General features: G+C 38.7%; 16 protein-coding genes and 3 tRNA genes. 6 read left to right on the top strand and 13 right to left on the bottom strand.

Annotated elements, in window-relative coordinates; translation table 11 throughout:
* Positions 1 to 5: 5 nt before the first annotated feature.
* The 5 genes from trpC to ABFY81_RS08515 all read right to left on the bottom strand — a co-directional run bounded on the left by trpC (position 6) and on the right by ABFY81_RS08515 (position 6,096).
* On the bottom strand, positions 6 to 812 hold the full coding sequence (trpC, locus tag ABFY81_RS08535) for an indole-3-glycerol phosphate synthase TrpC (RefSeq protein WP_347913539.1): 807 nt from the start codon (positions 810 to 812) through the stop codon (positions 6 to 8).
* Positions 813 to 821: 9 nt separating this feature from the next.
* Positions 822 to 1,871 (bottom strand): anthranilate phosphoribosyltransferase, encoded by a 1,050-nt coding sequence (gene trpD / locus ABFY81_RS08530; RefSeq protein ID WP_049064964.1) that lies wholly within the window; start codon positions 1,869 to 1,871, stop codon positions 822 to 824.
* Positions 1,872 to 1,880: 9 nt separating this feature from the next.
* Entirely contained in the window at positions 1,881 to 2,465 is a 585-nt protein-coding gene (locus ABFY81_RS08525) for an aminodeoxychorismate/anthranilate synthase component II (RefSeq protein WP_068933533.1), read from the bottom strand.
* Positions 2,466 to 2,755: 290 nt separating this feature from the next.
* Positions 2,756 to 4,558 carry an aminopeptidase P family protein gene (locus ABFY81_RS08520; protein WP_347913538.1) on the bottom strand — a complete coding sequence of 601 codons (1,803 nt, stop codon included), beginning with the start codon at positions 4,556 to 4,558 and terminating at the stop codon, positions 2,756 to 2,758.
* Positions 4,555 to 6,096 (bottom strand): peptide MFS transporter, encoded by a 1,542-nt coding sequence (locus ABFY81_RS08515; protein WP_191107636.1) that lies wholly within the window; start codon positions 6,094 to 6,096, stop codon positions 4,555 to 4,557. The genes ABFY81_RS08520 and ABFY81_RS08515 overlap by 4 nt, the downstream gene beginning before the upstream one ends.
* Positions 6,097 to 6,818: 722 nt before the next feature.
* Here ABFY81_RS08515 and glnA point away from each other — a divergent pair.
* The 5 genes from glnA to ABFY81_RS08490 all read left to right on the top strand — a co-directional run bounded on the left by glnA (position 6,819) and on the right by ABFY81_RS08490 (position 11,613).
* Positions 6,819 to 8,234, top strand: a complete 1,416-nt coding sequence (glnA, locus tag ABFY81_RS08510; RefSeq protein ID WP_171057781.1) for a type I glutamate--ammonia ligase — start codon at positions 6,819 to 6,821, stop codon at positions 8,232 to 8,234.
* A gap of 125 nt (positions 8,235 to 8,359) precedes the next feature.
* Positions 8,360 to 8,869 (top strand): chorismate lyase, encoded by a 510-nt coding sequence (locus tag ABFY81_RS08505; protein ID WP_134261920.1) that lies wholly within the window; start codon positions 8,360 to 8,362, stop codon positions 8,867 to 8,869.
* Positions 8,866 to 9,744, top strand: coding sequence for a 4-hydroxybenzoate octaprenyltransferase (ubiA, locus tag ABFY81_RS08500; RefSeq protein WP_347913537.1), 879 nt, complete (start codon positions 8,866 to 8,868; stop codon positions 9,742 to 9,744). Before ABFY81_RS08505 ends, ubiA begins: the two co-directional genes overlap by 4 nt.
* 110 nt (positions 9,745 to 9,854) lie before the next feature.
* Positions 9,855 to 11,300 carry a lipase family protein gene (locus ABFY81_RS08495; protein WP_347913536.1) on the top strand — a complete coding sequence of 482 codons (1,446 nt, stop codon included), beginning with the start codon at positions 9,855 to 9,857 and terminating at the stop codon, positions 11,298 to 11,300.
* Positions 11,301 to 11,412: 112 nt separating this feature from the next.
* Positions 11,413 to 11,613: a hypothetical protein gene (locus tag ABFY81_RS08490; RefSeq protein ID WP_004700385.1), complete on the top strand. Its 201-nt coding sequence runs from the start codon at positions 11,413 to 11,415 to the stop codon at positions 11,611 to 11,613.
* 11 nt (positions 11,614 to 11,624) lie between these two features.
* Here ABFY81_RS08490 and ABFY81_RS08485 read toward each other — a convergent pair whose 3' ends face one another.
* The 6 genes from ABFY81_RS08485 to ABFY81_RS08460 form a co-directional block, all read right to left on the bottom strand.
* Positions 11,625 to 12,068, bottom strand: a complete 444-nt coding sequence (locus ABFY81_RS08485; protein ID WP_004700388.1) for a DUF2726 domain-containing protein — start codon at positions 12,066 to 12,068, stop codon at positions 11,625 to 11,627.
* A 56-nt stretch (positions 12,069 to 12,124) separates the two neighbouring features.
* Positions 12,125 to 12,200 (bottom strand) — tRNA-Asn (locus tag ABFY81_RS08480).
* A gap of 181 nt (positions 12,201 to 12,381) precedes the next feature.
* Positions 12,382 to 12,457, bottom strand: a tRNA-Asn gene (locus tag ABFY81_RS08475).
* An 8-nt stretch (positions 12,458 to 12,465) separates the two neighbouring features.
* Positions 12,466 to 12,541 (bottom strand) — tRNA-Asn (locus tag ABFY81_RS08470).
* A gap of 146 nt (positions 12,542 to 12,687) precedes the next feature.
* A complete protein-coding gene (locus ABFY81_RS08465) occupies positions 12,688 to 13,314 on the bottom strand; it encodes a superoxide dismutase (protein WP_004700390.1) in 627 nt (208 codons plus the stop codon).
* A gap of 145 nt (positions 13,315 to 13,459) precedes the next feature.
* Positions 13,460 to 14,218: a Nif3-like dinuclear metal center hexameric protein gene (locus ABFY81_RS08460; RefSeq protein ID WP_077163012.1), complete on the bottom strand. Its 759-nt coding sequence runs from the start codon at positions 14,216 to 14,218 to the stop codon at positions 13,460 to 13,462.
* Positions 14,219 to 14,412: 194 nt separating this feature from the next.
* On the opposite strand from ABFY81_RS08460, the gene ABFY81_RS08455 reads away from it, so the two are divergent.
* Positions 14,413 to 15,588 carry a trypsin-like peptidase domain-containing protein gene (locus ABFY81_RS08455; protein WP_019457174.1) on the top strand — a complete coding sequence of 392 codons (1,176 nt, stop codon included), beginning with the start codon at positions 14,413 to 14,415 and terminating at the stop codon, positions 15,586 to 15,588.
* A gap of 49 nt (positions 15,589 to 15,637) precedes the next feature.
* Here ABFY81_RS08455 and ABFY81_RS08450 read toward each other — a convergent pair whose 3' ends face one another.
* Positions 15,638 to 16,876 (bottom strand): multifunctional CCA addition/repair protein, encoded by a 1,239-nt coding sequence (locus ABFY81_RS08450; RefSeq protein ID WP_347913535.1) that lies wholly within the window; start codon positions 16,874 to 16,876, stop codon positions 15,638 to 15,640.
* A gap of 91 nt (positions 16,877 to 16,967) precedes the next feature.
* On the bottom strand, positions 16,968 to 19,238 hold the full coding sequence (locus tag ABFY81_RS08445; protein WP_004700400.1) for an NADP-dependent malic enzyme: 2,271 nt from the start codon (positions 19,236 to 19,238) through the stop codon (positions 16,968 to 16,970).
* Positions 19,239 to 19,370: the final 132 nt, after the last annotated feature.

The raw sequence follows: 19,370 nt of genomic DNA, 5'->3' as shown, positions 1-19,370 counted from the left end.
CTTCATTAAACCGTTTGAGGTTGTCCAAAAAGAGCAGTAAAAGCTTGATCTGGACGTGGTTGTTTCATAAAACTTTCGCCGACCAAGAAGCTTTGAATATCATGCTCTTGCATCATATGCACATCGTCTGGCGTCGCAATACCGCTTTCAGTAATTAATAAACGTGAGGCTGGAAGTAATTTTTTCAATCGGATAGACGTATTTAAATCTACATCAAACGTTTTTAAATTACGGTTATTCACACCTAATAAACATTGTTCAGAAAGCTTTAACGCGCGTTCCATTTCTTCTTCGTCATGAACTTCAACCAATACATCTAGTTGATGTTCAAACGCAGTTTTTGACATTTCTTCGAGTTGCTGGTCAGATAAACAAGCAACGATTAATAAAATACAGTCAGCATGCAAAGCACGTGCTTCAACTACATTGTATGGGTCGACCAAGAAATCTTTGCGCAAAGCAGGCAGGGCACAATGATTGCGAGCAATCGCAATATTTTCATCTGCACCCTGAAAGAAATCAACATCAGTCAGTACCGATAAACAGGCTGCACCAGATTGTTCATATTGCTGGGCAATTTCAGCAGGATTAAAGTCTGCGCGAATAACTCCTTTTGATGGAGACGCTTTTTTAATTTCAGCAATCACACCCGGACGTTTATGTTGTAAAGCATTTGCAAAGCCACGCACTGGAGTCGCAGCTTTTGCTAATTCTTCAACGTCTTGCAAATTACGTTGTTTTAATCGCGCAGCAAGTTCCTCATGTTTACGGTCAACAATTTTACCTAAAATGGTATTTTGAATATTAATCATGAGAAATCCTTAATCTGCCTGACATTGTTTTAATGTTTTGGTAAATTCAGCCAAAACGCTCATTTTTTCTAAAGCTTGTCCGCCGTAAATAATATCTTGAGCGAAGGTAACAGCCTGAGCATAAGTTTTGGTAATACCCGCCACATAAATTCCTGCGCCTGCATTAAGCGCAATCATGTTTGCTGCTTTTTCACCAATATCAGTTTTATTTTTTCCTAATGCATCTTTAATCAGCTTTAAGCTGGAAGCAGCGTCCGCAACCACTAAACCGTTTAAAGTTTGTGACTCAATCCCGACATCTTCAGGGGTAAGTGTCCATTCAGTAATTTCACCGTCTTTGAGTTCAGCAACAGTTGTAGGAGCTGCAAGACTGATTTCATCAAGCCCATCTCTTGAATGAACCACCATCACATGTTCAGCACCAAGTTGCTTCATCACTTCTGCAATCGGACGACAAAGTTCATCTGAAAATACCCCAATCACAAAACGTTTTACACCAGCCGGATTCGTAAGCGGGCCAAGTAAATTAAAGATACTGCGAACACCAAGCTCTCGACGTGGTCCAACAGCATATTTCATTGCTTTGTGGTGGTTTGGAGCAAATAAAAACCCTACACCCATCTCACGGATGCAGCGTTCAGTTTGTTGCATGTCTAAATCAAGATTAATACCAGCTTGCTCAAGTAAGTCAGATGAACCTGATTTGCTTGAAACGCCACGGTTACCATGTTTGGCAATGGTTGCACCTGCCGCCGCAATTACAAAGCTTGAAGCGGTAGAGACATTAAATAAGTTTTGACCATCACCACCCGTACCGACAATATCAACTAAATATTTGATATCACTGACATCAATTTTGATGGCAAATTCACGCATGACACGCGCAGCAGCAGTAATTTCGTCAATACTTTCACCTTTCATGCGAAGGCCCATCATCAAAGCACCAATTTGTGCTTCGGTTGCCTCACCCTGCATGATGCTACGCATAATGTCTTCCATTTGCGGCTGAGTCAGGTGAATATTTTTTGTTATATGGTTAAGTGCTTGTTGAATATTCATAGGGATCACTTATGCATAAATATCTAAAAAGTTTTTAAAGATTTGATGGCCATGTTGACTCAAGATTGATTCAGGATGGAACTGCACGCCTTCAACAGGCAATGTCTTATGTTTAACACCCATAATTTCTTCTATTGAGCCATCTGCTTCATTAGTCCAGCACGTTACTTCAAGGCAATCAGGCAAAGTTTGCTGATCGATCACCAATGAATGATAACGAGTTGCCGAGAATGGGCTAGGAAGATTACTGAAAATACCTTTATTGCTATGGTACATATCAGATAAACGTCCGTGCATCACTGTTTTGGCTCTTACAATGTTTCCGCCAAAAGCTTGCCCAATACTTTGATGTCCTAAACACACGCCAAGCAAAGGAATTTTTCCGGCAAAGTGGTTAATTGCAGGAATTGAAATACCAGCTTCACTTGGGGAGCAAGGACCAGGACCAATAACCAGATATTTAGGTTGCCATCGTTCAATATCCTCTAATGTGACTTGATCATTGCGAACTACTTTTACTTCCTGATTCAACTCGCCAAAATACTGGACGATGTTGTAGGTAAAAGAGTCGTAATTGTCGATCATTAGAAGCATGATGAACTTAACCTCATGATAATTAATATATATTTAATAAGTGACTAGAGTATTACTCATAATGTTACTCACTTTTTAAAAAGTACTTTTATTTGCTCAAATAAAAAGCCGCTTTCTAAACGGCTAATATAACAAAAAAAGAAGTAACCAGTTTAACTATTTCATTCGTTAGAAATTTGCAGAAAAAAGCTTTGGGAATGGGTGCTTTTTAAAATTATAGTAAGTACAAATCAGGCAGAATAAACTTCTATTGGAAATAAAAATTATTCTGCCTTGTTCATAAAAGAAGATTAAATCTTACGTGTGTTATAAATCAGCCAATCTAAAACATCGCCAGACACGTGTTCAGCTAGTCTTTCTTGAACAGTTTGATGGTAAGCATTTAACCAATCTTTCTCTTCATTCGTTAGCAGATCAATAACGATACAATCTAAATGAATCGGGCAAAGGGTCAGCGTTTCAAACTCTAAAAATTCACCGTAAGTTTTTTCAAATCCAGAGTGGAGACGGTTTGCAACGAGGTTTTCAATACGAATACCGTATTGTCCCTCATGGTAAAGACCTGGCTCGTTAGAAATAATCATTCCCGCGCGTAGTTTGCTATGGGCATGTATAGGCGCGTAATAAGAAAGAACTTGCGGTCCTTCGTGTACGTTAAGCGCAAAGCCTACGCCGTGTCCTGTTCCATGGCGATAATCTAAACCATGTTGCCATAAAGTATGACGACAAATTGAATCGAGTAGAGGAGCAGCTAAACCTTCTGGATAAATCGTTTTTGCCAAAGCAATATGACATTTTAAAACCAGAGTATAGTCACGTTTTTGTTGCTCTGTTGGTGTCCCGACGGGAACAACACGGGTGATATCCGTTGTTCCATCAATATATTGCCCGCCAGAGTCAATCAGTAACAGACCATCACCTTCAATAAATGAATAGTGCTCTTCAGTTGCACGGTAATGGGGTAGAGCGCCATTGGCATTAAAGCCAGCAATCGTTGAAAAACTTGGGCCTATAAAACCCTCTTGCTCAGCACGGAAGGCTGTAATTTTCTCATCAATAGTCAGTTCTGAAATGTTTTCACCATGATGAAGTGCTTTTTCCAACCAGTGAAAAAAGTGACATAGTGCAATCCCATCTTTCACCATGGCGTGACGGATATGAGCTATTTCACTTTCATGTTTACGCGATTTAAAAAGTGTACTTGGGTTGATGTCGTAGACAATCCGAATATCTTTTGCGATCGCTTGTTCATGAAAAATCGATACTTTGGCTGGATCTAAAAGTACCGAGGCATCAGAAATATTTGCTAAAAACTGAGCTGTATCTTGGTAGTCACGAATCTCAATACCATTAGTTTTGAAAGCTTGCTGAGTAGTTAAATCGACTTTGTTGCTATCAATGAATAAAACAGCTTGTTGAGCACTGATATATAAATGCGAAAGGAATACTGGGTTATATTCTACATCTTGCCCACGTGTATTTAAGACCCATGCAATATCATCTAAAGATGAAATAAAATGACCCGTAATATTCTTGTTAGCTAATGTCTCACGAAGCGCCTGAATTTTTTCTTTACGAGATAGTGCATTTAAGTCTTCGGGCATTAAATGAATCTGCTCCGAAGGAAGTTCAGGGCGGTTGGACCAGATTGAACCGATTAAATCTTGCTGTGTTTCAAGTTTAAAACCGCGTTGTTTTGCTGTAGCTTCTAAAGCCTTAAATTGCTGGATTGAAAGCGTTTGACCGTTTACTGAAATAACCGAATCAGTTGATAAATTTTTCTCAATCCACGCAAGATGTGTTGAAGACTCATCACTGGTCAGCTTTTGTAATTGAAAGCCAGTTCCAGCGAGTTGTTGTTCGGCTTGTACCCAATAGCGACCATCAGCCCACAGTCCAGCAAAGTTTTGGGTCACAACTAAGGTGCCAACAGAGCCACTAAAACCGCTTAACCACTGCCTTGCTTTGCAGTAGTCAGGTAAATACTCTGACATATGAGGATCTGCACTCATAACAACCAAAGCATCAACGTGTTGAGTGGTCATGAGTTCACGAAGTTTTGCTAGTTTTTCTGGAACAGTTAAGTCGGTCATATCGTTTCCAAATTAGGTTGAACTTTGTTGCTAGTTTTATTCATTAATTTATTCAGGGGTTTCTTTAATAAAAATAACACGATTGCGCCAATAACCAACGCCAATACGCAGCGCATAAATAAACTTGGTAAATGTTCGATCGCATCTGCTGAAACTTGTCCGCCAATTAGACCTGCCATGAGGTTACCTAAAGCAGTACCTGTAAACCATAGTCCCATAATTTGCCCACGAATTACATTTGGTGCAAGTTTGGTCATGGTCGATAAACCAATTGGACTTAGGCAGAGTTCTCCTAGTGTAAGTAAAAATAAACTGCCTACAATCCAAAACGGCGAAACCAAACCATCACTTATCGCAAAACGGCTAGCAAACGACATTACTAAAAATCCGCCTGCCGCAAGTAAAAGCGCAATAATAAATTTTGAAATGTAATTGGGGTCTTTATTCGATTTGCCTAGTTTTGCCCACAGCCATGCTGCAATTGGGGCAAAAATAATGATAAAAAAGGCATTAATAGACTGGAACCATACGGTTGGAATTTCAAAGCCTAAAACATTGCGGTTCGTATAGTCCTGAGCAAATAAATTAAAAGATGTTGGCTTTTGTTCAAAAGCAGACCAAAAAAGAGCGGAAGTGATCAATAGCACAAAACAAATAATAATTTTAAATTTGTCGTTTTGATCTAAATTAAGGAAAAGCAATAAATAAGCAAAGTAAGCAATAATTCCTAGGCCAATTCCTACGGTTAAGTAGGTTGCTACCACGACTGGGTTAATGTGGATAATCCCAAATAACGTTAACGCAATAATCATCGCAACTACGAATAAAAAACTAAATACAATTTTGGGTGCATTTTTATTATCTACAACAGGTTTATTACAGGTGTTGGTTTCCTGACGTAACTCATTAAAAGTTTGAAGTTGCGGGAGTGCAAAAAAGCGGAAAATTAATAAAGCAATTAACATTCCGATGCCACCAATACCAAAGCCTAAATGCCAGCCATGATTTTGTACTAACAGTCCCGTTATGAGTGGGGCAATAAAAGACCCCATGTTAATTCCCATGTAAAAAATAGAAAAACCTGCATCACGCCTTGCGTCATGAGTTTTATATAGTGTTCCTACAATCACCGAAATACAGGTTTTAAATAATCCGGTACCTAAAACAATCAGTACTAAACCCAAGTAAAAGAAAGACTGATTAAACAGGGAGCTAAGGGCAATTGATAAATGACCTAAGGCAATAATAATTGATCCATACCAGACAGCACGTGCTTGCCCTAACCAGTTATCTGCAACCCATCCGCCAAAGACGGTCATTAAATACATTGAACCTGCAAATAACCCAACTATAGCGGCAGCCGTTGGTCGGTCGAGTGCTAGGCCACCCTCATTGACCATAGCAATCATGTAGAGAATAAGTAAAGGCTGGATACCATAATAAGAAAACCTTTCCCAAAGCTCTGTAAAAAATAAGCCTTGTAGCGGTTTAGGATGACCAAAAAATGCTTTATCTGGCTGTTTAAGTTCATGTTTCATTATTCAAATCCTTGAATGATTTTCTGTTTTTTTATAAACATAACTTTTAGTTTGATTATTTATAACCAAAATTTATATTTTATTTTTTAGTTATTTTTAATAATAAAAGCAAATTTACCTTGTATAAAAAAAGTGAATGAAAAAGAACATGAATAGTGGAGTTAGTTATTAGGTGTTAATTATGATCAGTGTTCATTTGCTGAATCAAAGAATTGCATAGTGCTGAAATGAAAGATAAGAATTCATAAAAATGAAAACTATTTATTAGATTGTAAGTAAACAGCAAAAAGCTTATTTGGGTCGCTTAACGAGAGAGTTTGGGTCATTTAAGCATCGTAAAAATGAGTGAGATCTGTGACTTTAAGACTCTTAAATTTTTTTGTGTAATCTGATAACAATCTCAACATTATATATAAGAAAGTATTATGATCAGAAATGACTGTTAGAAATTGATGCAGTGGGTTATATCAGTGCAACAATTTTGCACTAAATTAGGGCAATAATGAGCTGTTTAAATATGCCATAATTTGAAAATGTGTGAATATGGTGCATTTGCACATTCAAACAGTATAATGGGTTCAAGACAAGGGGCCTAAATCATGAATAGATATAAGTAATTCAATGTTTTAGGTAAGTCTTATAAAGTTGGTATGAGAATTGCTTTATAAATACCAGCAACTAACACGCACTCAACAAGTGCAACAAAATTTCATTGGAGCAAAATGAGCATGGCGAACAAGGTCCTTCAACTCATACAAGAAAGTGGCGCAAAATGGGTCGATTTTCGCTTTACTGATACTAAGGGTAAAGAACAGCACGTAACTTACCCAGCTGATTCTATTGATGAAGATACTTTTGAAGACGGTAAAATGTTTGATGGTTCTTCAATCGCTGGTTGGAAAGGCATTGAAGCGTCTGACATGATCTTACGTCCAGATGCAGAAACTGGTTTCATCGACCCGTTCTTTGCTGAACCAACTGTAGTTGTGACTTGTGACGTTATTGAACCTTCAACTGGTCAAGGTTATGAGCGTGACCCACGTTCGATTGCTCGCCGTGCAGAAGAATACTTAAAATCTACAGGTATCGGTGATACTGCATTCTTCGGTCCAGAACCAGAATTCTTTGTATTTGACGAAGTGAAGTGGGACATCGATATGTCTGGCGCTCGTCATACATTAATCGCTGAAGAAGCTGCTTGGTCTACTGGTAACAGCTATGAGTCTGGTAACTCTGGCCACCGTCCACGTGTGAAAGGCGGTTACTTCCCAGTTCCTCCAGTTGATTCTTCACAAGATATGCGTGCAGAAATGTGTGCAAAAATTGAAGACATCATGGGCCCAGGTCGTGTAGAAGTACATCACCACGAAGTTGCATCTTGCCAGTTAGAAATTGGTGTGAGCTTCAATACACTTGTTCGTAAAGCTGACGAAGTTCAACAGTTCAAATATGCTGTTTGGAACGTTGCGCATCAATATGCAAAAACAGCTACGTTTATGCCTAAACCAATGGTAGGTGATAACGGTTCTGGTATGCACGTTCATATGTCTATCTCTAAAGATGGCAAGAACTTGTTTGCTGGTGATGAATACGCTGGCCTTTCAGAAATGGCGTTGTACTTCATCGGTGGTATCATCAAGCACGCTCGTGCATTGAATGCAATCACAAACCCATCTACAAACTCGTACAAGCGTTTGGTTCCTCACTTCGAAGCACCAATTATGCTTGCTTACTCAGCACGTAACCGTTCTGCGTCTATCCGTATTCCATACGTTTCTAGCCCTAAAGGTAAGCGTATCGAAGCTCGTTTCCCAGACCCAATGATGAACCCGTACTTAGGTTTCGCTGCATTGTTAATGGCTGGTATCGACGGTATCCAAAACAAGATCCATCCGGGCGAAGCTGCTGATAAGAACTTGTATGATCTTCCTCCAGAAGAAGAAGCAAAAATCCCAACAGTTGCTCATAGCTTAGATATGGCTCTTGAAGCACTTCAAGCAGATCACGAATTCTTGTTAAAAGGCGGCGTGTTCACTAAAGAAATGCTTGATGCATACATCGAACTTAAAACTGAAGATGTACGTCGTCTTAACACGACTACTCACCCAGTTGAATTCGATATGTACTACAGCTTGTAATACGTATTTCGTAAAAAAGCCTGCTTATGCAGGCTTTTTTATTGCTTGGAATGTTGATTGAATTCTCTACGTTTTTTATCAAAAAATTGGGGTAAACTAGGTGCGAGTTTTCATGTGAGCAGATTATGCGTAAACGTCAACCAGTACTTAAACAGGAACAAGTTTTAAATCCTGCATTGAAAACATGGTTGTATGCGTCTGGTTCTCTGACACAACAATTAACTGAACTTGGCGGTGGACAGTTCAGCGTAAAACCTTTCAAAGAACATTTTCAACGGTTAACTTTTGCAGACAGTCAATGGATGAATATGCCTCATACCCACACTTCATGGGTGAGGGAAACTTATTTATATGGTTGTGAAGTAGAGCCGTGGGTTAAAGCAAAAAGTATTTTTCCAATTCAAAGCTTACAAAAAAAAGCCCGTATATTTCAGCATATTGGTTCTAAACCGATAGGCCAGTTTTTATTTCAAAGAACAACTCCACTGTGTGATCGCCGTGTTATTCGCTTACCAGAAGGCTGGACGCGACAAAGTTGCTATACTTGGCATGGGTGTAAATTTATTGTTCAAGAAACATTCTTACCAGCTTTTGAAGCTTTTTTATATCAGCAGCACGACAAGGAATTACTATGACGACTGCAACAGGTACAACATGGCGTCAGCGTTTAGAAGCTTATTATTATCTATGTCGATTTGATAAGCCAATTGGAACCGAACTGGTGTTTTGGCCAACCATGTGGGCACTTTGGGTTGCATCAAAAGGAATACCTCATTTAGATATTCTATTCGTTATGATTTTAGGCGTCATTTTTATGCGCGCTGCTGGATGTGCTATTAATGACTTTGCTGATCGTAAAGTAGATGGTCATGTAGAGCGTACAAAAACACGTCCTTTAGCAACGGGTGTTATCCGTGCAAGGGAAGCAGTATATGTCTTCTTGGGCCTTGTTTTAGCAAGCGCATGTCTTTTGTTTTTTTTACCTATAGAAACTTTCTACTGGTCATTTGGAGCATTATTTTTAGCGTTTATTTATCCATTTATGAAACGCTATACCAACTTGCCACAGGTATTTTTAGGAGCGGCATTTTCATGGTCGATTCCTATGACTTTTACTGCTGTAGGTAAAACTCCAGATCTAACTTGTTGGTTGCTCTATTTTGGAAATTTGGCTTGGACAGTGGCTTATGACACTCAATACGCAATTACAGACCGTGAATATGATTTAAAAATTGGCGTGAAATCTACCGCTATTCTTTTTGGGCGTTATGACATCCAAATTATTGCACTTTTACAAGTAACCAGCCTTGTTTTGATTGGAAGCGCATTATATTTAGAAAATATTTTATTTCCATGGGCGACCATTGCTTTGGTTTTAGTGGCATTCGATTTTGTATATCAAACAATTAAAACCAAAGACCGCAATCCTCAGGTTTGTTTCTGGGCATTCCGTCACAATCGCTGGGTTGGATTAATCATTTTTCTAGGAATATTTTTAAATTTCATATAGTAAAAATGACCGTAAGGTTGAAAAGTGTTCTATGCAGAGCACTTTTTTTATGTCTTAATATTTGTGCATAAAAAATATGCGGAATAAACAATACATAAAAAGGATATTTTATGAAACGGTCAAACATTGCTTTAGCTATAACATTATCAGTTTCAGCATTATTTCTTACAGCGTGTAATGACAATAATGACGATTACACTGGGATAGATTCAAATAAAACTTTTTTGTCTGAGAGTAACTACGCTATTGATCAAGTTGATAATGCTTCATCAATTAAAGTAATGACTTATAACATGACAAATGTTCAGGGAAAAACAGCCACTGCTACAGCTATGGTTTTATTTCCAAAAGCTACACAACCTAAAGATGGTTATCGAGTGGTGGTATGGGAACATGGAACTGTTGGAGTGGGTGATGGTTGTGCACCAAGTAAAAATGCAATTAATCCTCGATTTAAAATTTTAGCTGAAAATTTATTGGCAGCGGGTTATGTCATTATTGCGCCAGATTATGAGGGTTTAGGTACCCCTGGGGTGCATCCATACTTAAACTTATCAAGTGAAGCGAAATCTGCACTAGCGGCAGTCAAAGCAGCAAAAGACCATTATGGTACCCAGTTGAAAGGTGATTGGATGTCAATTGGTCAGTCACAAGGTGGACATGCATCATTGGGTACTGCTGAGTTTGCTAATACGGATGCAAGTTATAAAGGTGCGGTAGCCGGAGCACCTGCTTCAAGTTTGGGAACAATCATTCAAATTTATATTGATCCGCAATTTAATCTTGATGCAAACGGAAAACCTAAAGCAGTAAATAAATTGGATGAAAACTTGCTGCAAGTTCGTTATGCAGTGGCTAATAAATTGATTACAGAAGCTGAAGGTCAGGCGATGATTGACCAAATTGCTGATGGTTATGCTGAGTTGTTAGCATATGCTGCTTTTGCAAGTGCAGGAATTAAAGCCCAGCAACCCAATTATGACATGAAGTCAATCTTTACATCAGGAGCGGCTGACATTGCTGAATTAGCTTATGGTCGTACAGGCGATGATGGCGCATGTCTAAGTTATCCAGCACCTGGTACTGCAAATGGCTTACAAGCGAAGTTTAAGGCGGAAATCTTAGCTTTCTTGGCTGATCCTACACATCAAATTTCACAATATGGTATTGATCTGAACAAATTCAAAGTAGATCAAGTAGTTCAAAGCTTCTTGACCGTGACTCAACCTGCAACAAATGCTACAGCTGAAAAAGTTATTAAAGCACCTGTATTCATTATTCAAGGTGAAAAAGATCAGGCCGTATTACCAGTGGTAACGCAAGCCTTATTCGCAAATATGAAAGCAAATGCTTTGAAGTTTTTCCCTCAAGGTGGATACGATAAGGGATATAATTTAACAATTGTGCCAAATGCAACTCATACACAAGCAATTGTATGTAAAAATGCAAATGCTGTAGACTTTATTCAAACCAATATGTCAGCAGGTACAGGAATTGTTCTAACTGATGCACAGAAAGATGCTAGCCAAAGCCCTCACTGTACAGGTAAGTTCTAAGTGTCCTTAAGCTAACTTTTAGTTAGGTAAAAAAAGAGCCTCTTTATAGAGGCTCTTTTTTGTTATATTGTTACATATCTTAAAATTAATGATGTTCGAGTTTAAAACACTTATGAGCCAGCAACCTGTTGAAAAAAAGTCTGTTCCTTGGTTATTAATGGGATTAGGTTTGCTTATTCCTTTTTTGATTATTGGGATACTTTTCTTTGCTGCAAAAAGTGATGCTAAGAATAAAAAGCAGTATGAGCAGCAACGTTTAGAAATGGAAAAAAGAATAGCTGAGAAAGAAGCTGCAAGTTCTGAAAAGAAATAATAGCAGTGCTGTTAATGAATATCCTTTTGTAGCTGGCGTACGCTAGGGATGCTTGTATAACGTTTTACGATATATCCTGCTTCTGTAAGCATTTGATCACGCATACGGTCTTCTTCTACTTTCTCAAGATGGGTAGGGTCGTCTAACTCAATGATTGCGATGACTTCCATTTTGTCGTTTAGCACAACAAAGTCGGTAACTTTACGGTTGAACTGACTACGAACTTTATAATCATTACTGGTAATTAATGCGCTAAAGGCCACTTGAGCTAAAACATGGTAACTAGGGAAACTCTGTTTCAAACGGATAAACATCTGAGTTTCAAAATTAGTAATGACAGGGCGGGCAAAGAATTTTTGTTTTTGAAATAAATAGGGACGTAAACAAACGACAAGAAAAATGCAGGTGCTTAAGCAGCCTAAAATAATAAAAAATAAATGACTCGATTCGAACATGTGACAACATCATACAAATAAAAACCCACTCGTAATGAGTGGGTTTTTAAGAATCTTGGCTCTCCCACCTGGGCTCGAACCAGGGACCTGCGGATTAACAGTCCGTCGCTCTACCGACTGAGCTATGGGAGAATCTGGAAAAGGATTTTAGGGAGGAAAGGGAGCTAGGTCAAGGGCTAATAAGAGAATTAAAGAGAATATCTAATCGTTTGGCTTAAAAATACACGAAACATTGATTTTATTCAAAATAATGGAAAATTATTAAATCATTAGAAAAGAAAAAACCCACAATAAATGTGGGCTTTTAAAATCTTGGCTCTCCCACCTGGGCTCGAACCAGGGACCTGCGGATTAACAGTCCGTCGCTCTACCGACTGAGCTATGGGAGATTAGTAGATGGCTCTCCAACCTGGGCTCGAACCAGGGACCTGCGGATTAACAGTCCGTCGCTCTACCGACTGAGCTATTGGAGAATCTGATGCGCATTTTATGGATGAAATCTAAATGCGTCAATAAGAATATTAAAGAAAATGAATCGTTTGCTTGATTAATATGCTTTTACTGCACTAAAAATAAAAAAACCACCCTAAAAAGGGTGGTTTTTTATAAAGAAATAAAATTATTTCTCTACACCAGCTGGTTGACCTGCAAGTTTTGCATTTGCATAGTCCCAGTTCACAAGGCTTTCTAAGAAAGTTGAAATGTATTTAGGACGTAAGTTACGGAAATCGATGTAGTAAGCATGTTCCCATACGTCAATTGTTAATACAGCAATTTGGCCGTGTGCAAGTGGAGTGTCTGCATTAGAAGTTTTAGTAATAGAAAGTTTACCGTTTACTTCATCAGCAACTAACCAAGCCCAACCTGAACCGAACTGAGTTGTTGCAGCAGCAGCGAATTCTTCTGCAAATTTTTCGTAGCTACCGAAAGCTTCGTCAATTTTAGCAGCGATTGCGCCAGTAGGCTTACCACCACCATTTGGCTTCATGCTGTTCCAGTAGAAAGTGTGGTTCCAAACTTGAGCAGCGTTGTTGAAAATACCAGCTTTAGAAGCATCACCAGCAGTTGCTTTAATGATTTCTTCTAAAGTTTTACCTTCAAGGTCAGTGCCTTTAATTAAGTTGTTTAAGTTAACAACATAGGTATTGTGGTGTTTGTCGTGATGGTATTCTAAAGTTTCTTTACTGATATGTGGCGCTAAATCATCATAGCCATATGGAAGTGCAGGTAAAGTAATGGTTGTCATGTTCCTATTCCTTGCATTTGCTGGGTTATACAATTAAGTGGCTCTATTGTAAATGATTCTGGTAACAATAGGGCATCGTTTTAAAGAACTATACACAATAAAGATCTAATTAATACGCATAACACAGATTGAAAAAAAGACTTAATTAAATCGGATTATTCAATTCAAAATATTCAGCTTCAATTGCAAATTGTTTTGAAATGGCTTGGGCCAAACGTTGAACACCATAACGTTCGGTTGCATGGTGACCACAGGCAAAATAATGAACACCTAATTCTTTAGCTTCGTAAAAAGTTCGTTCACTCACTTCACCAGAAATATAAGCATCACAGTTTTGTAAAGCCGCTTTAGAAATATAATCTTGAGCACCACCTGTACAGAAGCCTATTTTTTGAATAGTTTGTTTTTCTGCTGGTAAGTGAATAACCTTAAAATCAAAGCTATTTTGTAGTTTTGTTTTAAATTCCTCTACAGAAAGCGCTTGTTCTAAATAACCGATATTACCAATCGGATGTTTTTCGGTTAAATCAAGAGGTTCTAAATTCTGTAAATTTAATTTCTCTGCAATCGCTACATTGTTGCCCAAAGTTGGGTGCGCATCTAACGGCAGATGGTAAGCGACTAATGAAATATTATTTTGAATGAGTTTTTTAATGCGTTTACCTCGCATTCCTGTAATTGGGTACGGTTCGCCTTTCCAAAAATAACCGTGGTGCACGAGTAATAAGTCTGCGTTTTGAGCAATTGCCGCATCAATAGCATCTTCGGAAGCAGTAACGGCACAAACGATACGTTTTACTTCAGTTGAACCTTCAATTTGCAGGCCATTTGGTGCGTAATCTTTAAATTCTGCCGCTTTTAAGGTTTGATCACACCACTGAATAATTTCATGCAAATTCGCCATGATATTTCCTGAATTGAGTAGTAAATAATTGCTAAAGCTATAGAAACATATTTTGTTGTGTAACTAAAGCTAGACAAATCTTTTTTGACTTTTTTATGTATATCGACATATTTAATTTAAAATGCGTAATTGAAAACTCTTTTTGTTCAATATATTAATTTAATTAAAAACTTCTTTTCGTAGAGGATATGAACGTGCGCCGCACCTTTACATGGTTACCTTGGGTGTTACTTATTATTGTAATTGCCAGTTTTATCGCATGGCAAAAATACCATCGGCCGAAACCAACTGTTGCAGTTGATGGTGTGCAAATGCCTGCTGAGAAAGTTGAACCACTGGTGGATACTTCTCGAACGGGCGGGGTGGTGTCCTATAGCGCTGCTGTAAAAGTTGCAGCGCCGGCAGTTGTGAATATTTTTACGACCCAGAAAGTTAAACAAAATCATCCTTTATTGAGTGATCCTGTCTTCCGTGAGTTTTTTGGAAATCAGGTTCCTGAACAACAACAGCAAAATGAAAATAGCTTAGGATCTGGTGTTATTGTTCGTGCCGATGGTTATATCTTGACGAACAATCATGTGATTGCTCAAGCTGACCAGATTGTAGTTGCTTTACATGACGGACGTCGTGCCGTAGCTACAATTGTCGGGACAGATCCTGATACAGATTTGGCAGTGATTAAAATTGATTTAGATAAGTTACCAGTATTGCCATTTAAATTGAGTGGTAATGAAGTTGGTGATGTTGTCTTAGCAATTGGTAATCCATTTGGTGTGGGTCAAACAGTAACTCAGGGAATTGTTTCCGCAACTGGTCGCTCAGATTTAGGTATCAATACTTACGAAGACTTTATTCAAACAGATGCTGCAATTAACCCAGGTAACTCGGGTGGTGCGTTAATTGATGTCGCAGGTAACTTGATTGGTGTAAATACTGCTATTTTCTCGCAATCTGGTGGTTCATTAGGTATTGGTTTTGCGATTCCTGCTAAAGTTTGCCAACAAGTACTCAACTCTATTTTAAAAGATGGTCGTGTAGTCCGTGGTTGGTTAGGTATTAGTTTACTTCCACCTACGCAAGATGATGTATTAGCACCAAAACAACAGGTTGGAGTTGTAGTTGCTGACGTGTTGAAAAATGGTCCAGCAGCTTCAGCTGGTATTAAAGTTGGCGATAAGATTGTTCAAGTAAATAATGAACAGATCACTTCAGCTTCTCACTTAATTAACTATGTGGCTTTACAAGCACCAAATAGCGAAATTAATGTATTGGTTGAACGAGATGGTAAACAACAAAACTTTGTTGTGACTGTAGGGGAGCGTAAAGCGCAAAATACCCAATCTCAGTATATTCCACTTCCAAAACGTTAAAATCTAAATAAAAAAAGCCTCGTAAAGAGGCTTTTTTTATGATTACTCATTAGGAATGACTAACACTTTGATGCTGATTTTTAAATTCAGTTAAAGCTTCAATTCGATATTGAATGAGCATTTCACCAATTTCAGCACCTTTAATATTTTCAGGTAAATTCTGAACTTTGATTGAGCGAACGATTTGCATGGCTTCAAGCATATATTGAGCTTGAGGATAAGGACGATCTTCTAATCCTAATCTTCCTTTTGCATCACATTCACACGCTTGTACAAAAGCTTCTACTCTTTCAGGACGACGTAAAACATCTAGGCGTTGTAATAGACGCCATAAAGTGCCTGGTTTTAAGGACATAATCTGGTGGCATTTTAAATGTTCTTTGCACACTGATAATGCCAACTGCTTGGTCTGAGTTGGAACTCGTAAACGTTCACACAACTCAGTAACTGGTTTAATGCCGCGTTCTTCATGCATGATATGACGAGGAAGCTCATCAGCAGGGGTCAATGCTTTACCAAGATCATGCACTAAAACAGCAAAACGTACGTCGAGTGAATAATTCGATTTACAAGCTTGTTGTAATGACATAAGAGTATGAATGCCACAATCTACTTCTGGGTGATATTCAGGACGCTGAGGTACACCAAATAAAGCATCAATTTCAGGGAAAAGATGTTTTAACGCCCCGCAATCACGCAGAGTTTGGAAGTAAATGTCTGCATGAGTTTCCATTAAAGCGCGAGAAGTTTCCTTCCAAACACGTTCTGGTGTTAATGCAACTAGCTCACCTGACTCCGCCATAGTTTGCATAAGCTGCAAAGTCTCAGGAGCAATTTGAAAACCATATGGGAAATATCGTGCTGCAAAACGAGCCACACGTAAAACTCTTAAAGGGTCTTCAGCAAAAGCTTCTGAAACATGACGTAGAGTTTTATTCTCTAAGTCGCTTTGTCCACCATATGGATCGTATATTTTGCCGTCTTGATCCATGGCTATTGCATTAATGGTTAAATCACGACGAATTAAGTCATCTTCTAAGCTTACAGTGGTATCAGTAAAGAATTGAAATCCGTGATAGCCCTGACCTGACTTCCGTTCGGTTCGTGCAAGTGCATATTCTTCTTTGGTTTGGGGATGAAGAAACACAGGGAAATCTTTGCCTACAGGTTGGAAACCTTGGGCGAGCATGTGTTCCGGCGTTGCACCGACCACAACATAGTCCTTTTCTTGATAGGGATGCCCAAGTAAATAATCTCGAACAGCACCGCCTACTAAATACACTTGCATGAAAAAACCTCTATTCTTCAAGCAATCATGCTACAGAATAGAGGTTTTCTCAAGTCATTAGAAACGCTTTTCGTAAAAAGCAGTTTCTAAATTACTTTTCTTGTTGTTGAATTTCAGCAACAGTTAAAGCAGTCATATTGATAAGGCGGCGAGTCGTCGCTGTAGGTGTCAAAATATGAACTGGTTTAGCAGCACCTAGCAAAATTGGACCAATGGTAACGTTGTTACCAGAAGTTGCTTTTAACAAGTTAAATGAAATGTTTGCTGCATCTAGGTTCGGCATAATCAGCAAGTTTGCCGAGCCTTTGAAGCGTGAACCTGGGAATGCAAATTGACGAATGCTTTCATCTAATGCTGCATCACCATGCATTTCACCTTCAACTTCAAGCTCTGGAGCTTGCTCAGATAAAATACGATAAACTTCACGCATTTTTTGAGCGCTTGAATCAGTCTGGTCGCTACCGAAACTTGAGTGAGAAAGTAAAGCTACACGTGGTGTAATACCAAAACGACGTACTTCTTCAGCTGCTAAAATTGTCATTTCAGCAAGTTGTTCAGCAGTCGGGTTAGTGTTTACATAGGTATCAGCAATAAACAAGTTACGATCTTCAAGCATTAATGCATTTAGCGTGAAGAAGTTGTTCATACCTTCTTTAAGGCCAATAACGTTGCGTACGAAGTCTAGGTGAATGTTATAGCTACTGTAAGTACCACATAACATACCATCTGCTTTGCCGAATTTAACCAGAAGCGATGCGATTAAAGTTGAACGACGGCGAGCTTCACGTTGAGCATATTCAACAGTAATGCCTTTACGTTGCATTGTTTGGTAGTAGTCTTTCCAAAACTCTTCGTACATCGGGTTTTGTTCTTGATCTACAATCTCAATGTTCACGCCATGTTGTAAACGTAGGCCTAATTTTTTGATATTTGCTTCAATGACTGCAGTACGACCAACTAAAATTGGTTTAGCTAAATCTTCATCAACTGCAATTTGAACAGCACGTAATACGCGTTCATCTTCACCTTCAGCGTATGCAATACGTTTAGGATCTGTTTTTGCTTGAGCGAAGATTGGTTTCATCAAGAATGCAGAGTTATAAACAAACTCAGACAATTTTTGACGATATGCAGCAAAGTCTTCGATAGGACGAGTTGCCACACCTGAATCCATTGCAGCTTTAGCAACAGCAGGTGCGATTTCTAAAATTAAGCGTTGATCAAGTGGACGTGGAATTAAGTAGTCACGACCAAATGAAGCAGATTTTTCGCCATAAGTAGCAGCATCAGCTTCTACGTGAGCCATACGTGCAATTGCATGTACACAAGCAATTTTCATATCTTCATTAATTGTTGTAGCACCTACGTCAAGTGCACCACGGAAGATATAAGGGAAACATAAAGCGTTGTTTACTTGGTTCGGGTAGTCCGAACGACCAGTTGCCATGATGACATCAGGACGTACTTCATGAGCGTGTTCAGGTAAAATTTCTGGATCTGGGTTTGCCAAAGCAAAAATAATTGGATTTTCAGCCATTAGTTTCACCATGTCTTTGGTGAGAATGCCAGCAGCTGAAAGGCCCAAGAACATATCTGCGCCAGCCATTACTTCATGTAATTGAGTCGCTTTAATGTCTTGTACATAACGTTTTTTAGATTCATCTAAGCCTTCACGTGAAGTCGTAAGAAGACCACGAGAGTCGGCAACAATGATATTTTCTTTATTTACGCCCAAAGCGCAAAGTAAATCTAAACAAGAAAGGGCAGCAGCACCTGCACCTGAAGCAACAATTTTGATTTCTTCAATTTTCTTGTTAACCAGTTGTAGAGCATTTAATAATGCTGAACCTACAATAATACTTGTACCGTGTTGGTCATCATGGAACACAGGAATTTTCATGCGTTCACGAAGTTTCTTCTCGATATAGAAACATTCTGGCGCTTTGATATCTTCAAGGTTAATACCGCCGAAAGTTGGTTCTAATGAAGCAACAATATCAACGATTTTATCTGGATCGTTCTCAGCAATTTCAATATCAAATACGTCAACACCAGCGAACTTTTTGAAAAGAACGCCTTTACCTTCCATTACTGGTTTAGAAGCTAATGGACCAATATTACCTAAACCAAGAACCGCAGTACCGTTACTTACAACAGCAACTAAGTTGCCACGTGCAGTGTATTTTGCAGCAGCTGAAGGATCACGTTCAATCTCTAAACATGGAGCAGCAACCCCTGGTGAATAAGCTAGAGCTAAATCTCGTTGGTTGACGAGTTGCTTACTAGGCGTGACGCTGATTTTCCCTGGATTTGGATATTCGTGGTAATTTAAAGCGGCCTGTTTTAAAGATTGATCGTCCATCTGAGTCTCTATTTGATACAAAAAAGCAAACTAGTCAAATCACTCATTTAGGGGGAGGCAATGTGACGCTCTTACTATGCTTTAATTTTTACCAATTAAGAGAATAGTAGACGAATTGCCAATAGCCCCATA

It is taken from the genome of Acinetobacter sp. WA-87, from assembly GCF_039938935.1.
In the GTDB taxonomy this organism is placed as follows: Bacteria; Pseudomonadota; Gammaproteobacteria; order Pseudomonadales; family Moraxellaceae; genus Acinetobacter; species Acinetobacter seifertii.
Note: the sequence above shows the minus strand (reverse complement) of the source record. Positions and strands in the feature narration are given on the sequence as shown.

Bases quoted from the DNA above. Each gene is read 5' to 3' on its own strand.
- trpC (WP_347913539.1), bottom strand. From the start codon at position 812: ATGATTAATATTCAAAATACCATTTTAGGTAAAATTGTTGACCGTAAA.
- trpD (WP_049064964.1), bottom strand. From the start codon at position 1,871: ATGAATATTCAACAAGCACTTAACCATATAACAAAAAATATTCACCTG.
- ABFY81_RS08525 (WP_068933533.1), bottom strand. From the start codon at position 2,465: ATGCTTCTAATGATCGACAATTACGACTCTTTTACCTACAACATCGTC.
- ABFY81_RS08520 (WP_347913538.1), bottom strand. From the start codon at position 4,558: ATGACCGACTTAACTGTTCCAGAAAAACTAGCAAAACTTCGTGAACTC.
- ABFY81_RS08515 (WP_191107636.1), bottom strand. From the start codon at position 6,096: ATGAAACATGAACTTAAACAGCCAGATAAAGCATTTTTTGGTCATCCT.
- glnA (WP_171057781.1), top strand. From the start codon at position 6,819: ATGAGCATGGCGAACAAGGTCCTTCAACTCATACAAGAAAGTGGCGCA.
- ABFY81_RS08505 (WP_134261920.1), top strand. From the start codon at position 8,360: ATGCGTAAACGTCAACCAGTACTTAAACAGGAACAAGTTTTAAATCCT.
- ubiA (WP_347913537.1), top strand. From the start codon at position 8,866: ATGACGACTGCAACAGGTACAACATGGCGTCAGCGTTTAGAAGCTTAT.
- ABFY81_RS08495 (WP_347913536.1), top strand. From the start codon at position 9,855: ATGAAACGGTCAAACATTGCTTTAGCTATAACATTATCAGTTTCAGCA.
- ABFY81_RS08490 (WP_004700385.1), top strand. From the start codon at position 11,413: ATGAGCCAGCAACCTGTTGAAAAAAAGTCTGTTCCTTGGTTATTAATG.
- ABFY81_RS08485 (WP_004700388.1), bottom strand. From the start codon at position 12,068: ATGTTCGAATCGAGTCATTTATTTTTTATTATTTTAGGCTGCTTAAGC.
- ABFY81_RS08465 (WP_004700390.1), bottom strand. From the start codon at position 13,314: ATGACAACCATTACTTTACCTGCACTTCCATATGGCTATGATGATTTA.
- ABFY81_RS08460 (WP_077163012.1), bottom strand. From the start codon at position 14,218: ATGGCGAATTTGCATGAAATTATTCAGTGGTGTGATCAAACCTTAAAA.
- ABFY81_RS08450 (WP_347913535.1), bottom strand. From the start codon at position 16,876: ATGCAAGTGTATTTAGTAGGCGGTGCTGTTCGAGATTATTTACTTGGG.
- ABFY81_RS08445 (WP_004700400.1), bottom strand. From the start codon at position 19,238: ATGGACGATCAATCTTTAAAACAGGCCGCTTTAAATTACCACGAATAT.